Source organism: Schinkia acidoalkalinis (genome assembly GCF_054301215.1).
Genome location: NZ_CP182573.1, coordinates 1770364 through 1790030 on the forward strand (window position 1 = coordinate 1770364; position 19667 = coordinate 1790030).

At 38.8% G+C, this 19667-nt stretch carries 21 protein-coding genes; 9 read left to right on the forward strand and 12 right to left on the reverse strand.

Annotated elements, in window-relative coordinates; translation table 11 throughout:
* The first annotated feature begins 286 nt into the window (after positions 1-286).
* From ACNQFZ_RS09130 to ACNQFZ_RS09150, 5 genes are all read left to right on the forward strand, one after another.
* A complete protein-coding gene (locus ACNQFZ_RS09130) occupies positions 287-904 on the forward strand; it encodes an accessory gene regulator ArgB-like protein (RefSeq protein WP_458414956.1) in 618 nt (205 codons plus the stop codon).
* Entirely contained in the window at positions 897-1022 is a 126-nt protein-coding gene (locus tag ACNQFZ_RS09135; protein ID WP_458414957.1) for an AgrD family cyclic lactone autoinducer peptide, read from the forward strand. Before ACNQFZ_RS09130 ends, ACNQFZ_RS09135 begins: the two co-directional genes overlap by 8 nt.
* Before the next feature lies 1 nt (position 1023).
* On the forward strand, positions 1024-1785 hold the full coding sequence (locus ACNQFZ_RS09140; protein ID WP_458414958.1) for a LytR/AlgR family response regulator transcription factor: 762 nt from the start codon (positions 1024-1026) through the stop codon (positions 1783-1785).
* 16 nt (positions 1786-1801) lie between these two features.
* Positions 1802-3109, forward strand: coding sequence for a sensor histidine kinase (locus tag ACNQFZ_RS09145; protein ID WP_458414959.1), 1308 nt, complete (start codon positions 1802-1804; stop codon positions 3107-3109).
* A gap of 323 nt (positions 3110-3432) precedes the next feature.
* Positions 3433-4008, forward strand: coding sequence for a Uma2 family endonuclease (locus tag ACNQFZ_RS09150; RefSeq protein ID WP_458414960.1), 576 nt, complete (start codon positions 3433-3435; stop codon positions 4006-4008).
* Between the two features lie 81 nt (positions 4009-4089).
* Here ACNQFZ_RS09150 and ACNQFZ_RS09155 read toward each other — a convergent pair whose 3' ends face one another.
* The 3 genes from ACNQFZ_RS09155 to groES form a co-directional block, all read right to left on the reverse strand.
* Positions 4090-4350 carry a hypothetical protein gene (locus ACNQFZ_RS09155; RefSeq protein WP_458414961.1) on the reverse strand — a complete coding sequence of 87 codons (261 nt, stop codon included), beginning with the start codon at positions 4348-4350 and terminating at the stop codon, positions 4090-4092.
* 871 nt (positions 4351-5221) lie between these two features.
* On the reverse strand, positions 5222-6835 hold the full coding sequence (gene groL, locus ACNQFZ_RS09160) for a chaperonin GroEL (RefSeq protein WP_458414962.1): 1614 nt from the start codon (positions 6833-6835) through the stop codon (positions 5222-5224).
* 157 nt (positions 6836-6992) lie between these two features.
* Positions 6993-7277: a co-chaperone GroES gene (gene groES, locus ACNQFZ_RS09165; RefSeq protein ID WP_458414963.1), complete on the reverse strand. Its 285-nt coding sequence runs from the start codon at positions 7275-7277 to the stop codon at positions 6993-6995.
* A 254-nt stretch (positions 7278-7531) separates the two neighbouring features.
* Here groES and ACNQFZ_RS09170 point away from each other — a divergent pair, with 254 nt between their 5' ends.
* Positions 7532-8245 (forward strand): CPBP family intramembrane glutamic endopeptidase, encoded by a 714-nt coding sequence (locus tag ACNQFZ_RS09170; RefSeq protein WP_458414964.1) that lies wholly within the window; start codon positions 7532-7534, stop codon positions 8243-8245.
* Positions 8245-8445 (forward strand): YdiK family protein, encoded by a 201-nt coding sequence (locus tag ACNQFZ_RS09175; RefSeq protein WP_458414965.1) that lies wholly within the window; start codon positions 8245-8247, stop codon positions 8443-8445. The genes ACNQFZ_RS09170 and ACNQFZ_RS09175 overlap by 1 nt, the downstream gene beginning before the upstream one ends.
* A 201-nt stretch (positions 8446-8646) precedes the next feature.
* Here ACNQFZ_RS09175 and ACNQFZ_RS09180 read toward each other — a convergent pair whose 3' ends face one another.
* Together ACNQFZ_RS09180 and moaC are read right to left on the reverse strand one after the other, a co-directional pair.
* Positions 8647-9285, reverse strand: coding sequence for a redox-sensing transcriptional repressor Rex (locus ACNQFZ_RS09180; RefSeq protein WP_458414966.1), 639 nt, complete (start codon positions 9283-9285; stop codon positions 8647-8649).
* Between the two features lie 20 nt (positions 9286-9305).
* Positions 9306-9797: a cyclic pyranopterin monophosphate synthase MoaC gene (moaC, locus tag ACNQFZ_RS09185; protein ID WP_458414967.1), complete on the reverse strand. Its 492-nt coding sequence runs from the start codon at positions 9795-9797 to the stop codon at positions 9306-9308.
* A 144-nt stretch (positions 9798-9941) separates the two neighbouring features.
* Here moaC and ACNQFZ_RS09190 point away from each other — a divergent pair, with 144 nt between their 5' ends.
* Entirely contained in the window at positions 9942-11882 is a 1941-nt protein-coding gene (locus ACNQFZ_RS09190) for an ABC-F family ATP-binding cassette domain-containing protein (RefSeq protein ID WP_458414968.1), read from the forward strand.
* Positions 11883-12283: 401 nt separating this feature from the next.
* On the opposite strand, the gene ACNQFZ_RS09195 is transcribed toward ACNQFZ_RS09190, so the two are convergent.
* Complete coding sequence (locus ACNQFZ_RS09195) at positions 12284-12514, reverse strand: hypothetical protein (RefSeq protein ID WP_458414969.1); 231 nt, start codon at positions 12512-12514, stop codon at positions 12284-12286.
* A gap of 136 nt (positions 12515-12650) precedes the next feature.
* On the opposite strand from ACNQFZ_RS09195, the gene ACNQFZ_RS09200 reads away from it, so the two are divergent.
* A complete protein-coding gene (locus ACNQFZ_RS09200; RefSeq protein WP_458414970.1) occupies positions 12651-12953 on the forward strand; it encodes a hypothetical protein in 303 nt (100 codons plus the stop codon).
* Between the two features lie 51 nt (positions 12954-13004).
* Here ACNQFZ_RS09200 and ACNQFZ_RS09205 read toward each other — a convergent pair whose 3' ends face one another.
* From ACNQFZ_RS09205 to ACNQFZ_RS09230, 6 genes are all read right to left on the reverse strand, one after another.
* Complete coding sequence (locus ACNQFZ_RS09205) at positions 13005-14093, reverse strand: glycerol dehydrogenase (RefSeq protein ID WP_458414971.1); 1089 nt, start codon at positions 14091-14093, stop codon at positions 13005-13007.
* Positions 14094-14170: 77 nt separating this feature from the next.
* Entirely contained in the window at positions 14171-14719 is a 549-nt protein-coding gene (locus ACNQFZ_RS09210) for a BMC domain-containing protein (RefSeq protein WP_458414972.1), read from the reverse strand.
* A 6-nt stretch (positions 14720-14725) separates the two neighbouring features.
* Positions 14726-16051, reverse strand: a complete 1326-nt coding sequence (locus tag ACNQFZ_RS09215) for a 4Fe-4S dicluster domain-containing protein (RefSeq protein WP_458414973.1) — start codon at positions 16049-16051, stop codon at positions 14726-14728.
* A 49-nt stretch (positions 16052-16100) separates the two neighbouring features.
* On the reverse strand, positions 16101-17252 hold the full coding sequence (locus ACNQFZ_RS09220; protein ID WP_458414974.1) for a 1-propanol dehydrogenase PduQ: 1152 nt from the start codon (positions 17250-17252) through the stop codon (positions 16101-16103).
* A gap of 24 nt (positions 17253-17276) precedes the next feature.
* Positions 17277-18671: an aldehyde dehydrogenase family protein gene (locus ACNQFZ_RS09225; protein WP_458414975.1), complete on the reverse strand. Its 1395-nt coding sequence runs from the start codon at positions 18669-18671 to the stop codon at positions 17277-17279.
* The gene (locus tag ACNQFZ_RS09230; protein WP_458414976.1) at positions 18668-19663 is read right to left on the reverse strand and encodes a cob(I)yrinic acid a,c-diamide adenosyltransferase; all 996 of its coding nucleotides are present in this window, start codon (positions 19661-19663) and stop codon (positions 18668-18670) included. Before ACNQFZ_RS09230 ends, ACNQFZ_RS09225 begins: the two co-directional genes overlap by 4 nt.
* Positions 19664-19667: the final 4 nt, after the last annotated feature.

The following is a 19667-nucleotide window of genomic DNA, read 5'->3' on the forward strand; positions in this document are numbered from 1 at the left end:
AATCACTAGAATCACTATCACTCCAAGCAAAGGCGCTATTTGCAACCAAACATATGCCTAGCTAAGTAGTACCTAACCCAAAAAGCATTTTTTTGAAAAAATTATTTGATTTCATATTATTTCCGGGATAAATCCTTTTTCCTCTCTCGAAATCATCTGTTTTCAAATTCATCCCGCAAATCCAGGGATTTATCCTCAATTTCCGGGAGTTTATCCCAAATCTATTGAATAATATGTTGAATGTTGTAAAATGAATACCAATTAGGTAATTAGTGGTAGGTGATGAATGTTGATTACGAAGGCTTCGCAATTGTTTGCTAGAAAACTAGCCGTTGCCAGCGGATATGTTGAGGAAGAGGATTATTTGCGGTATGGCTTCGAGCTCTTAATCGGTTATTTTATTAAAGTGCTCGTCCTATTGGCAATTGCTATGTCATTGCATATTACCTCCCAAACTATTTGTCTTATACTTGCATTTGTATCGCTAAGGGTCTTTTCAGGGGGGCATCATTTATCTACGTATTTATCATGCTTGGTGTTTAGTTTAGGGCTTTTTATTTTGTTAGCTTTCGTTGCTGCGAATTCACCACAGATTCTAATAAATCATTTAGTTATTTTCCTTCATGTGGCTATCATTTTGGGAATGGTTTCAATTAGCCGCCTACCTAAAGAGAATCAAAATAATCCAATTATAAAAAGCACAAAGGGCATTCCCTACCTCGTCCTAGCCATTTGGTATTTTACCCTTTTAACAGGTTACTTTTTTGAAATGGAGTCTACATTAATCCTCTCTTCACTTCTAGGATTAATGTTGCAATACACTTCACTTACTCCAATTGGGGTTAAGATTATTGAGAAAATAAATCAGATAGTAGTAGAAAGGAGCTTTATGAAAAATGCTTAAAAAAGGATTAACATTTATTGCCGCTGCCATGTTGACTTTTGTGAAGGGTGAAATTACAACGCAAAGTTCATTCTTTTTCTATCAACCTAAAAAACCATGCAGAAAGAAAATAGATTAAGATGCTGCAGGCAATTATTGTTGATGATGATCCCATTATCCTTAGACGATTAATAAACTTGTTGCATCAAACAGATGAAGTTGTCGTTACGAAAGAATTGCAATCAGGCCAAGAATATATTGATTTATTGTTAGATACCCCGCATGATTTTGTCATCTTAGATATCGATTTGCCTGATTTCAATGGGATTGACCTAGCGAAAATCATACGCAAAGTTAAACCAAATCTCCCAATCATTTTCCTTACTGGTCATGTTGATTTCGCATTGGAAAGCTATGAAGTAGAGGCTACTGATTACCTGCTAAAACCTATTGATCCTTCACGTGTTCAGCTGGCAATAGAAAAGGTAAAAAGGCGTTTACATGTGACAGATACCGCCGTTTTTGATCGAATTGAATCATTGCTGCTTAGTCCCGGAAAAATTGCAGTAAAAGTAGAGGCTAATCTTTTATTTTTGGAGATGGAGGAAATTGTTTTTATTAAAAAGGATGGCAAAAAGACCGCCATTCTGGCAATAGAAAATATCCAAAATGTCCAGAAAGAATCAATCTATATGACAAGGGATAGTATGAAGGATATTCACCAACGGCTTGATCAAAATCTTTTTATAAGGACACATAACAGCAATATTGTCAATGTTAAATGGATTCACGAGGTCATTCCGTATACAACGGAAACATACAAAATTACGTTTAAACATACAGAGGAATTTGCACTTTTAAATAGAAGTAAATTATATGAATTGATTCAACAAGTAAGATAGTAGGTGAATCTATTTTATGAGTAATCTTTTAGCTTTCATTTTCCAATCAGTCCCAGAAGCTATTATAAAGTTATTTTTTGCGATATGTTTACTTAAGCCAACCCTCTTGCCTTCCAATTGGAGAGGGTTATTTATTTATTCAATTAGCACTTCCATTATTTCATACATTTTTAGGTATTTTGATTTACAAATGGAATTATGGACAGTTGTACTATTTTTTCTATCTATATTCATTGCCCGTATTAGTTTGCCTATTTCTTGGCATCTTGCTTTTCTTTTAAATACAGCAGCCTACATCGTTCAGATAATAGGAGAATTTAGTATTTTGTATCTTGCTAGCGCCGTTTTTAACCTATCATTAATTCAAGTTCAGCATACACTTCCATATAGAATCGGACTTCCTTACTTATATTTAATTCCACTTTTATTAGCAGCCTTTTATATAAAAAAGCGACATATTTATATAGAAGAAAAGTGGCTTAATCATAAGTATAAATGGGCAGTGCCCCTTATTTGCTTGCAGCTGCTCTTGGGATTGATGATTCATGCCTTGTATTTCATACCTAATGACAGCCATTTTGCGTTTCTTATTCAATTTCCGTTTTTAACAATTGCAATGATCATGGTTACAATTGTTTTTTTCATTTATATGAAACGAATCCAACAAAAGGAAGTCCAAGCCCAAATTGCTTACGCAGAAAAGCCTCTTATTGATGAATTGGAAAAAATGATTGACCAATGGCGCAGTTATCGGCACGATTTTCATAATCATATCGAAGTTCTCTATATATTAATGGAAGAAGAAAAATACGATGAAGCTAAGCAGTACATGACTAATTATCATAATAAAGTCATAGAATCACAAAATTTTTTCCCCTTTAAACAGCCTGCAGTCCAAGCATTATTAAAAGCAAAAACGTTACAAGCAGCAGAAAAAGGCATTCAAATAACTGTTAAAAGTGAGGAAATGTTTGTATTTCCGCAAATGAAAAGTTATGATGTTGTATTAATATTGGGAAATATAAATGACAACGCAATCGATGCACTGCATGATTCGGATCAACCATTGAAACAAATTGAAATTAGTTATAAAAAGGTGCTCAATATTTCCCTATTAGAAATTACAAACAATGGCCCGATGATCCCACCTGAATTAAAAGAAAAGATATTTACAAAAGGTTCGTCAACCAAATTAGATGGTAAACATCAAGGTTTAGGATTACCCACGGTAAAAAAAATTGTTGAAAGCTATAATGGGGAGATTTCTGTTCAATCGGATGAAAATGGTACTTGCTTTCGGGTGGCAATATTTACATGCACTTAATCTATCGTTATTTTGTTTATAGATTAGGGCTTATAAACTAAACATGTTGACTTAATTTTCCGGTACCAATGTAATGGTACTGGACAGCATAGGATTAAGGTCTTAGTAGCTTGCACCTTAATAATTAATTTCTAATATTCCAAATAAAAGGACCAAACATTAAGAAGTTATCATTCTTGTATTGATAAGCGCAAACTAAATTGGCTTATCCTAACGGGAGAATCTACATTTGAAAATGTCCTTTGAGGAGCACCAAGAAATAGAAAACGCATACTTTCATTTAAATGGTATAATAAAAAGTAAGTAAACGATGAGGTGATGATATGGCAATTCCACCACAATCAAAAAGCTATTCATACGCTGATTATTTATCATGGGATGATGATGTTTTGTGCGAAGTTATTGATGGTGAAATTATCAGTATGTCTCCTTCCCCGACACCGTTGCATCAAGATATTGCAGATGAATTAACAACAGAATTCAAGCTTTTTCTTCGTAATAAAGATTGTAATGCATTTTCTGCCCCAATTGATGTTTGTTTATTTGCCCATCAAGAAATAAAACCAAAGGATATTAAAGATTGGGTTCAACCTGATTTAATTGTCGTATGTGATGAAAACAAAGTTGGCGAGAAAAATATCATCGGTGCTTCAGATTTTGTGGTTGAGGTTCTTTCACCATCAACAGCGAAAAATGACCGTGTAATTAAATACCACAGCTATGAAAAAGCCGGGGTAAAGGAATATTGGATTGTGGACCCATATAACCAGACGATTGAAGTATACCTGTTGGAAAACGGAGCATATAATCGAAGCGGTGTTTATTTTAGGGATGATATTATAAGAGTTCATTTATTCGAGGACTTTCAAATTGACTTAGGTCATGTTTTTAAAGATTAGAATAAAACAGAGGCTGTCTTTACAAGACATAGGTTAGGAAATCATTATGTGGAACCATAATGATTTCCTTCTTTTCATTCATCATAGCAACGACATTTTCTTTTCCCAAATCAGCTTCCCACTGTAAGCATCGATATATCGCAACTGTTGATTATAACTTCCTCTGTATGCTTGCTCATCTTTAGTAGTTGTTGAATTATAAGTTAACCTGTAAACAGGCAACTTTTCGTCGTAATGAATGAACCACTTTAGCAGTATGCTCATATGTTCAGCGTAGCGGTCAAAAGACCCTTCAGCTGTAACACCTGGCTGAAAATGATGTTGTGCCAGTTTACGAATCATTTCAAAAGAGACACCTATGTACGAGCAAATTTCACCGGTCAAAGTACTGACACTGATCATGCCCGCTCATGGTTAACAGGAATACCATGGATAAAAACAGGCAAATAAAAGAATTCCCGCATGCGTGGCTCTTCATCTGGTTCTTTCTGGTCCTCTTCTAGTTAGCTTGTTATAGTCAATTAACATAAATACCCCCTGTTGATTACTAATAAATACTCTAAAATGATTCGACGTCATTGGAAATAATTAACTGAATTCTAATAAAATGAAAAATATACCGTCTATATTATTTACGGATAAGATTACTAGCAGTGTGCTTTTTCTGTCCTCATTCTTGCATTTTGAGGACAGACTCCCCGCCCCGGCACTAACTTTTGTCTTCATTTTCACGTTTTGAGGATAACTCTACTACTATCACGCTACTTTTTGTCCTCATTTTCGCAATTTGAGGACAGATTTCCTTCCCGGACACCTATTTTTGTCCTCATTTTCATGTTTTGAGGACATCTCTCTCACCATCACGCCGCTTTTTGTCCTCATTTTCGCAATTTGAGGACAGATTTCCTTCCCGGGCATCTATTTTTGTCCTCATTTTCATGTTTTGAGGACATCTCTCTCACCATCACGCCGCTTTTTGTCCTCATTTTCGCAATTTGAGGACAGATTTCCTTCCCGGGCATCTATTTTTGTCTTCATTTTCACGTTTTGAGGACATTGCCAACGGTCACACATCACATTTGTCCTCATCCACGCCTAGTCCTTAACAAACAAAAAAGACTACCCCCGCTTTTCTTCAGGAGTAGTCTTTCATTCTTTTTATGAAGCGTTTCGCTAAAACGGAACAGGAGAACCGTCCCCGTGTTCCAAGGGATTACATCATCCCCATTCCGCCCATGTCAGGCATTGCAGGTTCTTTCTCAGGGATATCAGCAACTACTGCTTCTGTAGTTAAGAACATAGCAGCTACAGATGTAGCGTTTTGTAATGCAGAACGAGTAACTTTAGTTGGGTCAACGATACCAGTTTCAACCATGTTTACCCACTCGTTCGTTGCAGCATTGAAACCAATGCCAACTTGCTCGTTTTTAAGGCGTTCTACGATAACAGAGCCTTCTAAGCCAGCGTTCGCAGCGATTTGACGAACTGGTTCTTCCAACGCACGTAATACGATGTTCTTACCAGTTTCTTCGTCGCCTACTAACTCAAGAGCAGCTACTTTGTTGTATACGTTCACTAATGCAGTACCACCACCAGCTACGATACCTTCTTCTACTGCCGCACGAGTTGCGTTTAATGCGTCTTCGATGCGAAGCTTCTTCTCTTTTAATTCAGTTTCAGTAGCAGCACCAACTTTGATTACAGCTACACCGCCTGCTAATTTAGCTAAGCGCTCTTGTAACTTTTCCTTATCAAACTCAGAAGTTGTTTCTTCCATTTGTTTGCGGATTTGGTTAACACGACCTGAAATATCAGCAGAGTCGCCAGCGCCTTCTACGATTGTTGTGTTTTCTTTTGTAACAACAACTTTAGAAGCACGACCTAATTGTTCGATAGATGCAGCTTTAAGATCTAAACCGATATCTTCAGTGATGACTTGACCACCAGTTAAGATAGCGATGTCTTCTAGCATTGCTTTACGACGGTCACCAAAGCCAGGAGCTTTAACAGCTACAGCATTGAATGTTCCGCGAAGTTTGTTCACTACTAATGTAGCAAGTGCTTCACCTTCAACATCTTCAGCAATCATTAATAATGGTTTGCCTTGTTGAACGACTTGCTCTAATACTGGTAGGATTTCTTGAATGCTTGCAATCTTCTTATCAGTGATTAGGATATAAGGGTTTTCAAGTACAGCTTCCATTTTTTCTGAATTTGTTACCATGTATGGTGAAGAGTAGCCGCGGTCAAATTGCATACCTTCTACTACTTCTAATTCAGTTGTGAAGCCTTTTGATTCTTCAATTGTGATAACGCCGTCGTTGCCAACGCGCTCCATTGCTTCTGCGATTAATTGACCTACTTCGTCGTTATCAGCAGAGATAGCAGCTACTTGAGCAATAGACTCTTTGCCTTGGATTGGTTTAGAGATTGCTTTTAATTCTGCAACAGCAGCTTGAGTTGCTTTCTCGATCCCTTTCTTGATTCCCATAGGGTTCGCACCAGCTGTTACGTTCTTTAAGCCTTCACGGATTAAAGCTTGCGCTAGAACTGTAGCGGTAGTAGTACCGTCACCAGCAATATCATTTGTTTTGCTAGCTACTTCAGCTACTAATTTAGCACCCATATTTTCAAATGCATCCGGTAATTCGATTTCTTTTGCAATTGTTACACCATCGTTTGTAATTAATGGAGAACCGAATTTTTTCTCAAGTACAACATTACGTCCTTTTGGTCCAAGTGTTACTTTAACTGCATTTGCCAATGCATCTACACCACGAAGCATCGCGCGACGTGCATCTTCACTAAATTTAATTTCCTTTGCCATTAAAGTACTACCTCCTCAAAGTTTTCACTAGATTTATCTATTCGTTTACTTAACAAGGGTGATCTACTATGTAGAGAGACTAGTAGACCTATCTCACGAAAAATGAATAAAAGTGGGTCCAGGCACACTTCAATTTATGATTCGCGCTCTAGACCACTTAGCCAACAATTGCTAAAACATCATTTTCGCGAATAATTAGGTATTCTTTACCTTCAAACTTCACTTCTGTACCCGCATATTTAGAGAAAATAATACGGTCGCCTTCTTTCACCTCTAAAGCAACTTTCTCACCGTTATCTAATACACGGCCAGTACCTACTGCTACAACTCGTCCTTCTTGTGGCTTTTCCTTAGCTGTATCTGGTAATACAATACCGCTTGCAGTTTTTTCTTCTGCTTCAACAAGCTCAATAACAACACGATCACCTAATGGTTTTAACAAGTGAAACACCCTCCTAAATGATATTTGTAGATTTTCGTCGATTATTAGCACTCAATCACCTCGAGTGCTAACACATTTATTATGATAAAGAATCAACTAGATTTTTGCAAGTAAAAACTATATTATTTTTGTAAAAATTAACCTACCTGTCCATTATGAACAAAAAGTTTTAAAAACAATCATCTTCTTATTGGATTTTCAATATGTATGTTAAAATACTAGGGTAGTTGATTATACATAAAGGAGCATTCAAATTGAAAAGCAGATATTTGCTTACGATTTTAATCTATATACTAGTGCAGTTTTCAGGAGTGGTATTCGGCGTTGACCTGCTCTTATCATTTGGAGTTTCCAAGGAGCATGCCGTAGCGATTTGGACTGTTATTAGCTTTGCTATCGGATTAATCGGCGTCTTATTGATTTTAATTCCAGACATGAAAGAACGCCATTTTACAGAAGGTCGGGTATCAAGGTTAGCTGCTGCCGGCTGGTCGATTCTCGGAGTCTTTCTCGCCTTTTTCGCCCAAATCATTTCAGCCCAAATTGAAATGAAGCTTGGCATTGAAATGGGTTCGGAAAATACAGAGGTTTTAGTAAAAATTGCAATGGGGACACCCATTTTTATTATTGTCACTTCCATAATAGGGCCCATTTTTGAAGAAATTATCTTCCGCCTTATTATCTTTGGCAGCCTCTATAAAAAATTTAACTTTTGGATTGCAGCCATCATCAGCTCGTTGGTCTTCGCAACGGTGCATTTTGATTTTACACATATCATCGTTTATACAGCGATGGGCATGGTCTTTTCCTTTCTCTATGTTAAAACGAAAAGAATTCTCGTACCAATTGTCGCCCATGTTTCAATGAATACCTTTGTTATTCTGGTCCGCGTCCTTTTTGCAGATAATATAGAGAAAATGCAGCAACAATATGATCAGCTGCAAAGCTTTATTGGGGGATTTTTATAATGAGAACAACACCATACACGATGGCGCTAATCTATGCAGCAATGGGTACGCTGTTTACATATTTAGCGATTGAAAGTGCGGGAGATACCATTTGGAATTTCTCGACGGTTTTATTAATGATTATTGCGACCTTTGACTTTACTACGTCGATTCGTTTTTTTCTATATAAAAGATTTACTAAAAAAAGAAAGCAATCCTAGTCCGAAGAACAGGCAAGATTGTGGAATAGTGTGGTAATACGATGTTTTGGAATGCAAACGGATAGAAACGCTTAGAAAATAACTTTTCTAAGCGTTTTTTATTGCTAAATCAACTAACTCTAACCCTTATGCCCTTTGGTAGGTACATTTTCATGTGCATTAGTGAGCAATTCCCATGGCGAAAACGGTACGTTTAGCGCTTTAGCTTAACGGATAATGTTTTAAGAAATAAATTAATGATTGCAGCTCCACTGATAAATCTATGTGGTGGATTCTAATATGTTCCGGCACATTCAGCCTTGCTGGGGTAAAATTCAAGATCCCCTTTATTCCTGATGTAACTAGACGGTCGGTTATTGGCTGTGCCACTTGAGCTGGCACTGTTAATATCGCTACTTCTAACTCTCCGGCAACTTTTTCCTCCAACTGATCCATGTGATAGACTGGAACACCACCAATGGTATCTCCGACCTTGGATGGATTGACGTCAAAAGCCATGACAATTTTGGAGTTATTATTTTTCATAAAATTATAATGCAAAAACGCAGTCCCCAAATTTCCAACACCAATTAAGCAAACATTCACTACCTCATCCTGATCTAATGTTTGTCTAAAAAAGGACAATAAATAGTTTACATTGTATCCATAGCCTTTTTTTCCAAGTGCGCCAAAATAGGAAAAATCACGGCGAATCGTAGCTGAATCAACCTTAACCGCCTCACTTAATTCCTGTGAGGATACACGCTGTTTTCCTGAAGCATGTAAATTTGCTATAAATCGATAATATAACGGCAAGCGTTTAGCAGTCGCTTGCGGTATTTTATTTTTATCAAAATTCATGCCTTTCCCCCGCTATTCCTTTATTCTATACTTTCATTTCTGCGAAAATCGCCACTTTTCCCGCCGGTTTTCTCTACTAAATAGGTACGGCCGATGATCATGCCCTTATCCACAGCTTTACACATATCGTAAACCGTTAAAGCACAAGCAGATGCGGCCGTTAATGCCTCCATCTCCACTCCTGTACTTCCTTTTGTTTTAACAGTCGTTTCTATATGTAAAATGTATTCAGGAGAATTTTCCTCCCATGAGAAAGAAATATCAACACCTTTTAGCATTAAGGGGTGACACATCGGTATCCATTCGGACGTTTTCTTCGCGGCCATAATTCCGGCCACTTGAGCTACAGCCAAGACATCGCCTTTTTTCATTTTATTTTCTTTTATTTTTGTATAGATTTCTTCATTTACAACAATGCTTGAATGTGCAATGGCAGTGCGAACTGTTTCGCCTTTTTCTGTAATATCCACCATTTTAGCACGACCTTCTTCATTGAAATGAGTAAAGGACATTTTGTTTTCATCCCCCTACATGTATTCTATTATAAAAAGCTGTCAATGATAATCAATTTTTCCCAAATGATATATGTTGCCCAGCAAAAAATTCACATTTTAAGCCGTATAAGATAAACTATTGACTTGAAGAGGTGAACGGAGATGATACTACTTCAAGTCAATCAACTAACCAAATATTATGGTGCTGACCTTATTTTATCTAATATTAAATTGGAAGTACAATCAAAAGATAGAATTGCTCTTGTTGGCCGAAACGGAGCAGGCAAATCAACTTTATTAAAAATTATTTCAGGGACTATGTCCTACGATGGCGGCGACATCATTAAGCCAAAGAATTTGAGCATCGGGTATCTCGCCCAGAATACAGGCTTGGAATCAAGCCTTTCCATTTGGGATGAAATGATTACAGTTTTTCAGCATCTGCAAATCAAGGAAAAAAAGCTCCGCGAGTTGGAAGCTAATATGGGCAATCCCTCTTATATAAATAATCCGGAACAATATGAAAAATTATTAAAGGAGTATGACCAGCTTCAGGTGGCCTTTAAAGATGAGGGCGGCTATCAATATGAGGCTGATATTCGTACAGTTTTACACGGGTTAAACTTTGGAGATTTTGATTATTCTACACTCATTTCAACCTTAAGCGGAGGCCAAAAGACGCGGTTGGCAATGGCCAAGCTGCTTTTAACAAAGCCTGATCTCTTAATCCTTGACGAGCCAACCAACCATTTGGATATTGAGACACTTAGCTGGCTCGAGCAATATTTACAAGGGTATCCAGGTGCTTTATTAATTGTTTCCCATGACCGCTATTTTCTTGATAAAGTCGTTACTCAAGTTTATGAATTATCACGGACCAATTGTCGGAAGTATGTTGGGAACTACAGCAAGTATTTAGAGCAAAGTGCTGCCCTTTATGAGCAAGAACTTAAGCAATTTGAAAAACAGCAGGAGGAAATTGCAAAGTTAAAGGATTTCGTTCAGAAGAATATTGCCAGGGCCTCCACAACAAAGCGGGCCCAAAGCCGCCGCAAGCAATTGGAGAAAATGAAGGTCATGGACCGACCACTTGGTGATGAAAAATCGGCTTCCTTTTCCTTTGATATTGAACGGCAAAGCGGCAACGATGTCTTAATGGTCGATCATTTGTCTGTTGCCTATTCCGGCAAGGAGCCCATTTTAAAAGATGTATCCTTCCAGCTAAAACGTGAGGAAAGCGTAGCATTGGTTGGACCAAATGGTATTGGAAAGTCCACGATGCTTAAGGCGATTACAAATCAACTGGAAGCTGTTGCGGGCACCATTACGTTCGGGTCTAACGTTACGATTGGCTATTATGATCAACAGCAGGCGAATTTAACGTCCAACAAAACAGTTTTGAATGAATTATGGGATGAATACCCGTTGAAGCCGGAAAAAGATATCAGAACCGTGCTTGGCAACTTTTTATTCAGTGGTGATGATGTGTTAAAAATTGTCTCCTCCCTAAGCGGTGGCGAAAAAGCCCGCTTAGCGCTTGCCAAGCTAATGATGGAAAAGGCCAATCTCCTCATCCTGGACGAGCCGACAAACCATTTAGACCTTGATAGTAAAGAGGTATTAGAAAATGCCCTAATCGATTATCCGGGTACCATTCTATTTGTATCCCATGACCGTTATTTTATTAACAGATTGGCGACTAGAATTATTGAGTTATCCACAGAGGGCCTGCAGCCTTACTTGGGTGATTATGATTATTATGTTGCAAAAAAGGCTGAAATGGAAGAGTTGGAACAGCTAGAAAGAGAAGCACAATCTGCATCAAAGGTGCAGGTGCAGTCAGCATCGCCTGAATCTGACAAAGCCAGGTATGAGCTAGACAAAGAGCAAAAGCGTAAAGATCGCCAACGCCAACGCCGTATCGAAGAAATTGAACAACAAATCGAAGTGATTGAAATGAAAATTGCCGAAAATGAAGAACTTTTATGTGACCCTGCTGTTTATCAAGATTATGAGAAAGCAGCAGAGCTGAATAATGCCAATGAAAAGTTTAACGAACAACTAGAAGCGTTAATGGAAGAATGGGAAACGCTTCAGGAATAAGGACTATTTTATTTAGAGGATTTTGTGATAGTATAGCGCGCCCAGAGATGATGATATACTCTGGGCCTTTTTGCTGATGATATATCGCTGTTTTTCGCATTAAAAATAAACATTGTGGAATTTTGTCACATCAATTCCGACACGTGTGAGTAATTTTCAGATATATTCACACTATCCACAATGTTATACACAGAAAAACCCACTTTTAATAGGCATTCCACAAAGTTATTAACATTATCAACAAAAAAATCATAAGTTATCCACATTTTTTATGAACAGGTAGAAATCCCTTTATGTCGGAATTTGTTGAAGTTATCCACCATAAACTCTGTTTGTGGATAACTTCTGTCCACATCCATAAACCAAGCTAAATAATCATCATTTCTGGCACTTTATCATCTTTATTCTTCAATTTTATTTCCCCTCATTAACTTTTCAAAGCGAGCCATTTCAGGGTCTTGACTTGGTGTGTAATTGAACGGCGTTATTTCCTGATTTACTTCCATTTTATTGTTAAACTGTATCCCAATTTCCCCACCAGCTGATGCTGTTGGGTCATTAATAATGCTTTCTTTTTCCCCATCCATATGCGCAGATACATTAACACGTTGGCTTTCACTGTTACGTGACATTTCATCATCTCCTTATCTATTAAGATAGCTGTTTGGAGTATGAATTATTCAAACTTGTATAGTTCGTAAAAATTATATTTTTCATTGGATTTGGCAACGATAGGAAAGGTACTACTTAAGAGGAGTTGTCCTATCTATGTCCGGTCATATACAAATGAAAAATATCTTAGTAACAGCTATCCGTAGGGATGATCATAAAACAGTGGCAGAAGTCTTTTATGAAAATATAAATGAACCCAGCTATTGCCGTTTATATAAAGCCACATTGGAAAAAGAAAACGAATGGGTTATCCGTACTCTTGCAGTTTACGATATGCATAAAGAAATGTTTCTTACTGTAGGCTCCCTTTATCCCCCTCTTTTATATGAAGAGATAAAAGATAAAATACTAGACACTCTTGGTCATAATACTGAGTTTGAACAACAAATGGCGCAATGAAAATGTAAAAGGAAGAGCAATAAGTAACTCTTCCTTTTACACTGTTGTTACTTATTTACTTAATTGATCGACCGCAATAATTGCATTTGCAACATCCTCAGCTGTAATTTCTGGTGAAAGATTACCTATAGTTTCTCCCTCTTGTGTAGCAGCAGCTCCAACTTTTAGTAAATCTTCATACGATACATTTTCTAGATGCAAGTCCTTTAATGTTGTTGGCAGACCCAACTGTTGATAAAAGTGGATGTACTTATATAGTTCATCTGCGGGGTGCAATTCTAATACTAGTTGAACAAGAGTACCGTATGCTACCTTTTCACCATGTGTTAAATGATGAATATCTCCATCTAGCACTGTAAAACCGTTATGGATGGCATGGGCCGCTGCTAAACCGCCGCTTTCAAAACCTATCCCAGATAACAATGTATTCGCTTCCACAACTGCTTCAACAGCACTTGTCACCACGCCTTTTTGAACAGCTTTGTAAGCTGATAATCCATACTGGAATAATGTTTGTTCACATGCCTGTGCAATTGCTTTTGCCGCGACACTTACTTTGCCCCCTGCCATTGCCGAGCTATTGCTTTTTATAGTTGCTCTTGCTTCAACCCAAGTTGCCATTGCATCGGCAATACCTGAGGCAAATAATCTCGCAGGCGCTTTGGCTACAACCGCAGTATCCACAAGCACAAGATCAGGATTTTTGTTATAAAATTTATATGCTTCAAAAACGCCTTCGTCCGTATAGATAACTGATAATGCACTTGTCGGTGCATCAGTTGAAGCCACAGTAGGGACAACCACCGCTCCAACTCCTAATCCTTCGGCAACAGCTTTGGCTGTATCCAGCACTTTACCTCCACCTACACCGATGACCAAATCAAGCGCATTTATTTTTCCAATTTCAATGTAACGATTGATTTCATGCATTGAACATTCACCATTAAACTGATCAAAATAAAAATCAAGTCCCGCTACTTTTAAACTTTCACTTATTGTTTCCCCTGAAACCCTCCAGGACGTGCCACCCGAAATAATCAATGGCTTTTGACCGAGTACTTTTACATATTGACCGATATTTCCCAATGTACCTTTTCCTTGAATATATCTACTTGGTGCAGCAAAACAAATAACTGACATGCTCATCTCTCCATTTCTTTTTCATTATTTATGATAAATTTTAAAATCTACAATTCTAAAAAAAATTACATTACAATCTAGAGCAGACATTGTATCAATCTATCTGATGGAGATGGGATGATCTCTGCATTGACAAGCAACCCTTTTTCTTCTGCTATTTCTTTTCCTGCTTCAATACTTGCTTCTACAGCGGCCACATTGCCGGTAAAGGTAAAAAATGCCTTACCACCTATGCCATTTCCCAACCGTAATTCAATCGCTTGAACATTAGCAGCTTTTAGTATGGCATCAGCTGCTAAAATCATCGTTGCAATTGAAAAAGACTCCATGATTCCCACAGCTTGAATTCGCTCAGGCATCGTCACTCCTGAAATTGCAGGAAATAATTCGGGACTTACATTGGGGATAATCATAGAATCCACAAAGTAATCTTCTGCGGTACGTTCTCCTATCGCTACTGCTTCCTTTACCGCAGCAACATCACCATGGACAATGGCAATATACTTGCCCGGGCAGCTGGAACTAGCGGTGACTATTTCCACATCAGCGGCCTTGATCATCTGATCAGCTGTAAAAATCCCGCGCGCTATGCTTACAAATTCTACTATTCCAATTGCATTCGCCATCTCCGATTAGTCCCTCCTTATAGTGATATAATCATCCACAATTTCCACAACCGTTCCAGAAATACTGGCATGAACAGCAGCCCCTAGATTGTTTTCCGGAATTTTCCCAATTAGTTGTCCAACGTCCACATGATCGCCAACTGAAACAACTGGGATTGCTGGAGCACCAACATGCTGGCGTTTTGCAATATAGACAACCTCGGGCTCAACTGTTACTTCTATCAACGGTGCCGGCTTATCAAAATTCGTTAAGCCTAGTCTGGCGATTAGACGCTTACTAGGTACCAACCGATAATCACGCTCTTTACGGGCATTATATTCTGTCTGGGTCGTACTATAGCGAAAGTTTTGTTCTATTAATATTTGTTTAAGATGTAGATTCGCCATCCGCGGATAAATTCCAATTGGACAAGCGAATAACTCACATAGATTACACTGACTGCAAAGAGAAGCCATCTTTTGCTCCTCCGTATTGTCAATACCGTAATTGACCACCCTCATCATCTTATGTGGCTGCATGTCATGCCCAAGCAAAAAACGTGGGCACATATCAGTGCACATGCGACACTGTTCACAGGTCTTATTAATTCGTAATGACTGTTCCATGGTTACTGTTTTTCTTCGAATCAGATGGTGCTGCTTTTTTAAGATGACATACCCCTTTGTTTTCTTTGTAACAGCCCCTTTAAGGCTGCCGAGGACATTTCCCATCATCGGGCCTCCATCGATAACGGCATAATCATCAAAGTTTTCGATGCCACTTAACTCCAACACCTTCAATATCGGAGTACCGACTGGCACTTTTACTGTCAAGCGCCTCGGGATGTCTCCTGCAACCGTAATATACGTTTCGGTAACCGGCACATTTAGAGAGGCACGGTGAATATTCAACGCAGTTTCCGTATTGATTACAACACATCCGACTTGAAGTGGAATCCCTGCCTCTGGAACGACTCTCCCCGTTAATTCGTATACTAGAAGCTGCTCGTCACCAGCTGGATAAATATCTTTAAGCTCTTTCACCTCAACAATATCATTTACTTGTAGGGCATCGATTCGGTTCTTCAGAATAGAAATCACTTCGGTATGCTTTCCTTTAATACCAATTAGCGCTTTCTTTGCACCTACAAGTCTACTGGCAGCTTCCAAACCTTTAATAACTTCATCGGGGTAAAATTCCATCAATTGCTGATCGACTCGCAGGAGCGGTTCACATTCAGCGCCATTTAATAGCATATATTCCGCCTTTGCTACAAGTTTCGCATGAGTGGGAAACCCCGCCCCGCCTGCTCCGATAATGCCGGCTGCTTTTACCAAATCTAAAAGACTCAAATTCTATCACCCTACTCTATAAAACCTTTAATTCGGTAGATGCTAAAGACTAATCACCCATATAGGCCCAGTTCAAGAGATGTACAAAATCCGACTCACTTACTGTTTTAGGATTACCAGCTGTACACACATCTTTTCGTGCACTTTCTGCTAATCTGGGAATTTCTTCCCCATATAATTCTTCTTCAATGTTCAAAGCTTGAAAAGTTAATGGTATTCCTAATTTACTATTTAGAACCTTAATAGCCGTCGAAAGACTAATCACCCCCTCTTCACGGGTTGAACAGGGCAGACCGAGAAATTTAGCGATCTCTGTATATCTCATTGCTGCCCAAGAGGTTTGAAGCGTTCCATCACATAATCCTCCATTATATTGAATGACATAAGGAAGTAAAACTGCATTACTTCTGCCATGTGATAGATGGAATTTTGCTCCCACAGCATGTGCCAAGCTATGGGTAATACCTAAAGATGCATTGGTAAATGCTATACCTGCCATACACGATGCAAGATGTAATTTACCTCTCGCGTCAAGATCACCGCCAAATCGATAAGCTCTTACTAAATACGTGAACACATACTTTATTGCTTTCTCGCAATATAGATCCGTAAACTCTGTAGCTGCGGGAGATACATAAGCTTCCAGTGCATGAGTAAGTGTATCCATGCCTGTGTCAGCCGTAACCGAAGGCGGTACTGTTTTTGTCAATTGTTCGTCAAGAATAACAACATCAGGAAGCATTCTCTCATCTTTAAGCGGAATTTTTACATTATTTTCGATATCCGTAACGACAGAATAGGAGGTTACTTCAGATCCAGTCCCGCTTGTTGTTGGAATTGCTACAAACAATGGCTTTTTTATCTGATGATGAACCTTTTCCTGAATTTGAGACGCGAAGAGCAAGATAGCTTTAGCTGCATCAATCGGAGATCCTCCGCCAAGAGCAATAATTAGCTCTGGCTCATCTTCTAAAAACATCGCTAAGCCGGTTTTCACTGTTTCCAGAGAAGGATCAGGCTCAACACCAGCGAACACTGTAAAAGTTGTTCCCTGTAGCAGATTCATGATTCTGTCTGCCATTCCAAGCTGCACCATCATCTTATCTGTCACTAGGCAAGCACGTTTGACATGTAATTCTTTCAGGTAGTCTAAGGAATGACTGCCATAATATACTTTTGGTCCGACAAAAAAAGAATCCATTTGCTCTTTCTCTCCCATGTTTTATTACCTGATTGATAAACCGTCTACAAGTACACATTTTCTTTTTCTTGCAAAGTCTTTCGCTGAGGTTAAGCCCTCCCCAGTAGGACCAGCAATTGTAAATGTTGCATAGCCTTCTCCACCAATGCCAATGCCTGCATAAGATGGCCCATTTTTCACAAAGATTGTCGTTTGAATGGCCTTCGAAAATTTCGTTAGATTGTCGATATTTTTAGAGTGCATAATAGCCGTATGACGGAAACCATGTTCTGCTTCTACCGCTAATTCTATAGCAGCATCAATGTTTTCTACCCGGACGATTGGCAGAATCGGCATCATTAATTCCGCACTTACCAATGGATGATTTCCTTCCACATTCATAATGGCAACACGAGTATCATTAGGTACCTCGATGCCAATTTTCTGTAGAATATAGGAAACACTTTTACCAACGAAGGTTTTATTGGCATGTCCATTGTCAACGACCAGTTCAGTTAGTTTTTGAATCTGTTCTTTATCCGTTATCAGATATGCACCATTCCTTTTCATATAGGAAACTAAATAATCTGCAACAGATTCCACAACAATCACTTCTTTTTCAGCTGTACAAGGGAGGTTATTGTCGAAGCTGCAACCATCAATGATATCTTTTGCTGCTTTTTCAAGGTCAGCCGTTTCATCAACAACTGCGGGCGGATTGCCGGCACCTGCGCCAATTGCTTTTTTTCCACTTGAAAGCACTGCTTTTACAACCCCTGGACCACCAGTCGCAACAAGCAATTTAATTTTTTTATGCCTCATCATGATATTTGCCTGTTCTATTGTTGGATTCACGACAGAGGTAAGTAAATTGCACGGTCCACCGGCTTCGATAATCGCCTTATTAAGAACCTCCACCGCTTTTAGCGATGTATTTTTAGCGGTTGGATGGGGGCTGAATACAACAGCGTTGCCAGCCGCAATCATCCCGATTGCATTGCAAATGACCGTTTCCGTAGGATTAGTCGTTGGTGTAATGGACCCAATCACACCATACGGAGAAAGTTCCACTAATGTTAGACCGTGATCGCCTGAAAAAGCTTCTGTTCTTAAGTCTTCGATTCCGGGTGTTTTTTCAGCTGTGATGATGTTTTTAATGACTTTATCACCGTAATTGCCCATACCAGTTTCATCTACCGCCATTTGCGCAAAGGTTTGCGCATTTTCTTTTGCGGCCTTCCGAATAGCGAAGATGATGTCCCCTCTTTGTTCCAAGGACAATTTCAAAAGCTCTTTTTGGGCGATTGCAGCTGCTTCAATCGCTTCATTCATTTCTTCGAATACCCCATATCCATTAGCATTACATGGATCTTTTTTGGCAGTCATTTCTTCAATAATTTTTTTAACGATTTCCTCGATTTTTTTTGCTTCAACAGTCAATGTAACGTCCTTCTTTCTTTTTCAAATAATTTCAGCACTTCTGCAGCAATAAGCATATCTTCTGTAACAGTCCCTCCGCTTACGCCGATGCCTCCGATTATATGCTGATCGATTTCAAGCGGATAACCCCCGCCGAAAGTAACAATTTTATTTCGATTTGACAGTTGAATTCCATAAAGTTCTGCACCAGGTTGAATGGCTGGAACAAGTTCGTGTGTTGCCATTTTTAATGCCACGGCTGTATAAGCCTTGTTTGGAGAAAGTTCCAAACTTGCTAATAAGGAGCCTTCCATGCGATGTAATAAAATAATATTCCCTGCTGTGTCAACAACAGAAAAAACAATCGGTACCCCAATTTCCTCCGCTTTGCTTTCTGCAGCCTGCGCCATCTTAAAGGCCCATTCCAGCGTTAAGTTAGCGCCGCCACTCTTTAGAGCTTCCAGTTTCCCTATTACCTTATTTTTGATATCCTGTACTAAACTATAATGAGCTTCCGCTCGGGCCAACATAAATAAGGCATCTGATAAGCGGTTTACATATTGCATCACTTCATGGCGGACAATGGATTCGTTTGCAAGCTCAACAATCAATCTTTCTGCTCTACGGATGATTGATCGAGACAAATGCAAGCTGGCTGAAGCGGTCGTTTCACCCGGAATAATAAATTCATGGAGTGGTCCAAGCATTGCTTCAAAACGATCTACAATTTCCTCCAGTTCAGCAACATCACTTTCACTGACTTTATCCCGAAGGAGGTTCTTGCCCTTTTCATCACTTGCCAACTCAGCCCCAACAACAAAAAGCTGCTTTTGAATGTTTCTAATGATGCTTTTGATCTCATTATGATCCACCTGTGAGTAAGCAATGCCTAAGGCAGCATTTGCTTCATCTAAGGTTCCATAGCAGGATACCTTAAGGCTATCCTTAGGAATTCTGCTTCCGCCAAGAAGCCCCGTTTCCCCTTTATCACCTTTTTTTGTGTAAATCGCCATCAAA

Coding starts and splice junctions, on each gene's coding strand:
- ACNQFZ_RS09130 (WP_458414956.1), top strand. CDS start 287: ATGTTGATTACGAAGGCTTCGCAATTGTTTGCTAGAAAACTAGCCGTT.
- ACNQFZ_RS09135 (WP_458414957.1), top strand. CDS start 897: ATGCTTAAAAAAGGATTAACATTTATTGCCGCTGCCATGTTGACTTTT.
- ACNQFZ_RS09140 (WP_458414958.1), top strand. CDS start 1,024: ATGCTGCAGGCAATTATTGTTGATGATGATCCCATTATCCTTAGACGA.
- ACNQFZ_RS09145 (WP_458414959.1), top strand. CDS start 1,802: ATGAGTAATCTTTTAGCTTTCATTTTCCAATCAGTCCCAGAAGCTATT.
- ACNQFZ_RS09150 (WP_458414960.1), top strand. CDS start 3,433: ATGGCAATTCCACCACAATCAAAAAGCTATTCATACGCTGATTATTTA.
- ACNQFZ_RS09155 (WP_458414961.1), bottom strand. CDS start 4,350: ATGATTCGTAAACTGGCACAACATCATTTTCAGCCAGGTGTTACAGCT.
- groL (WP_458414962.1), bottom strand. CDS start 6,835: ATGGCAAAGGAAATTAAATTTAGTGAAGATGCACGTCGCGCGATGCTT.
- ACNQFZ_RS09175 (WP_458414965.1), top strand. CDS start 8,245: ATGAGAACAACACCATACACGATGGCGCTAATCTATGCAGCAATGGGT.
- ACNQFZ_RS09180 (WP_458414966.1), bottom strand. CDS start 9,285: ATGAATTTTGATAAAAATAAAATACCGCAAGCGACTGCTAAACGCTTG.
- moaC (WP_458414967.1), bottom strand. CDS start 9,797: ATGTCCTTTACTCATTTCAATGAAGAAGGTCGTGCTAAAATGGTGGAT.
- ACNQFZ_RS09190 (WP_458414968.1), top strand. CDS start 9,942: ATGATACTACTTCAAGTCAATCAACTAACCAAATATTATGGTGCTGAC.
- ACNQFZ_RS09195 (WP_458414969.1), bottom strand. CDS start 12,514: ATGTCACGTAACAGTGAAAGCCAACGTGTTAATGTATCTGCGCATATG.
- ACNQFZ_RS09200 (WP_458414970.1), top strand. CDS start 12,651: ATGTCCGGTCATATACAAATGAAAAATATCTTAGTAACAGCTATCCGT.
- ACNQFZ_RS09205 (WP_458414971.1), bottom strand. CDS start 14,093: ATGTCAGTTATTTGTTTTGCTGCACCAAGTAGATATATTCAAGGAAAA.
- ACNQFZ_RS09210 (WP_458414972.1), bottom strand. CDS start 14,719: ATGGCGAATGCAATTGGAATAGTAGAATTTGTAAGCATAGCGCGCGGG.
- ACNQFZ_RS09220 (WP_458414974.1), bottom strand. CDS start 17,252: ATGGATTCTTTTTTTGTCGGACCAAAAGTATATTATGGCAGTCATTCC.
- ACNQFZ_RS09230 (WP_458414976.1), bottom strand. CDS start 19,663: ATGGCGATTTACACAAAAAAAGGTGATAAAGGGGAAACGGGGCTTCTT.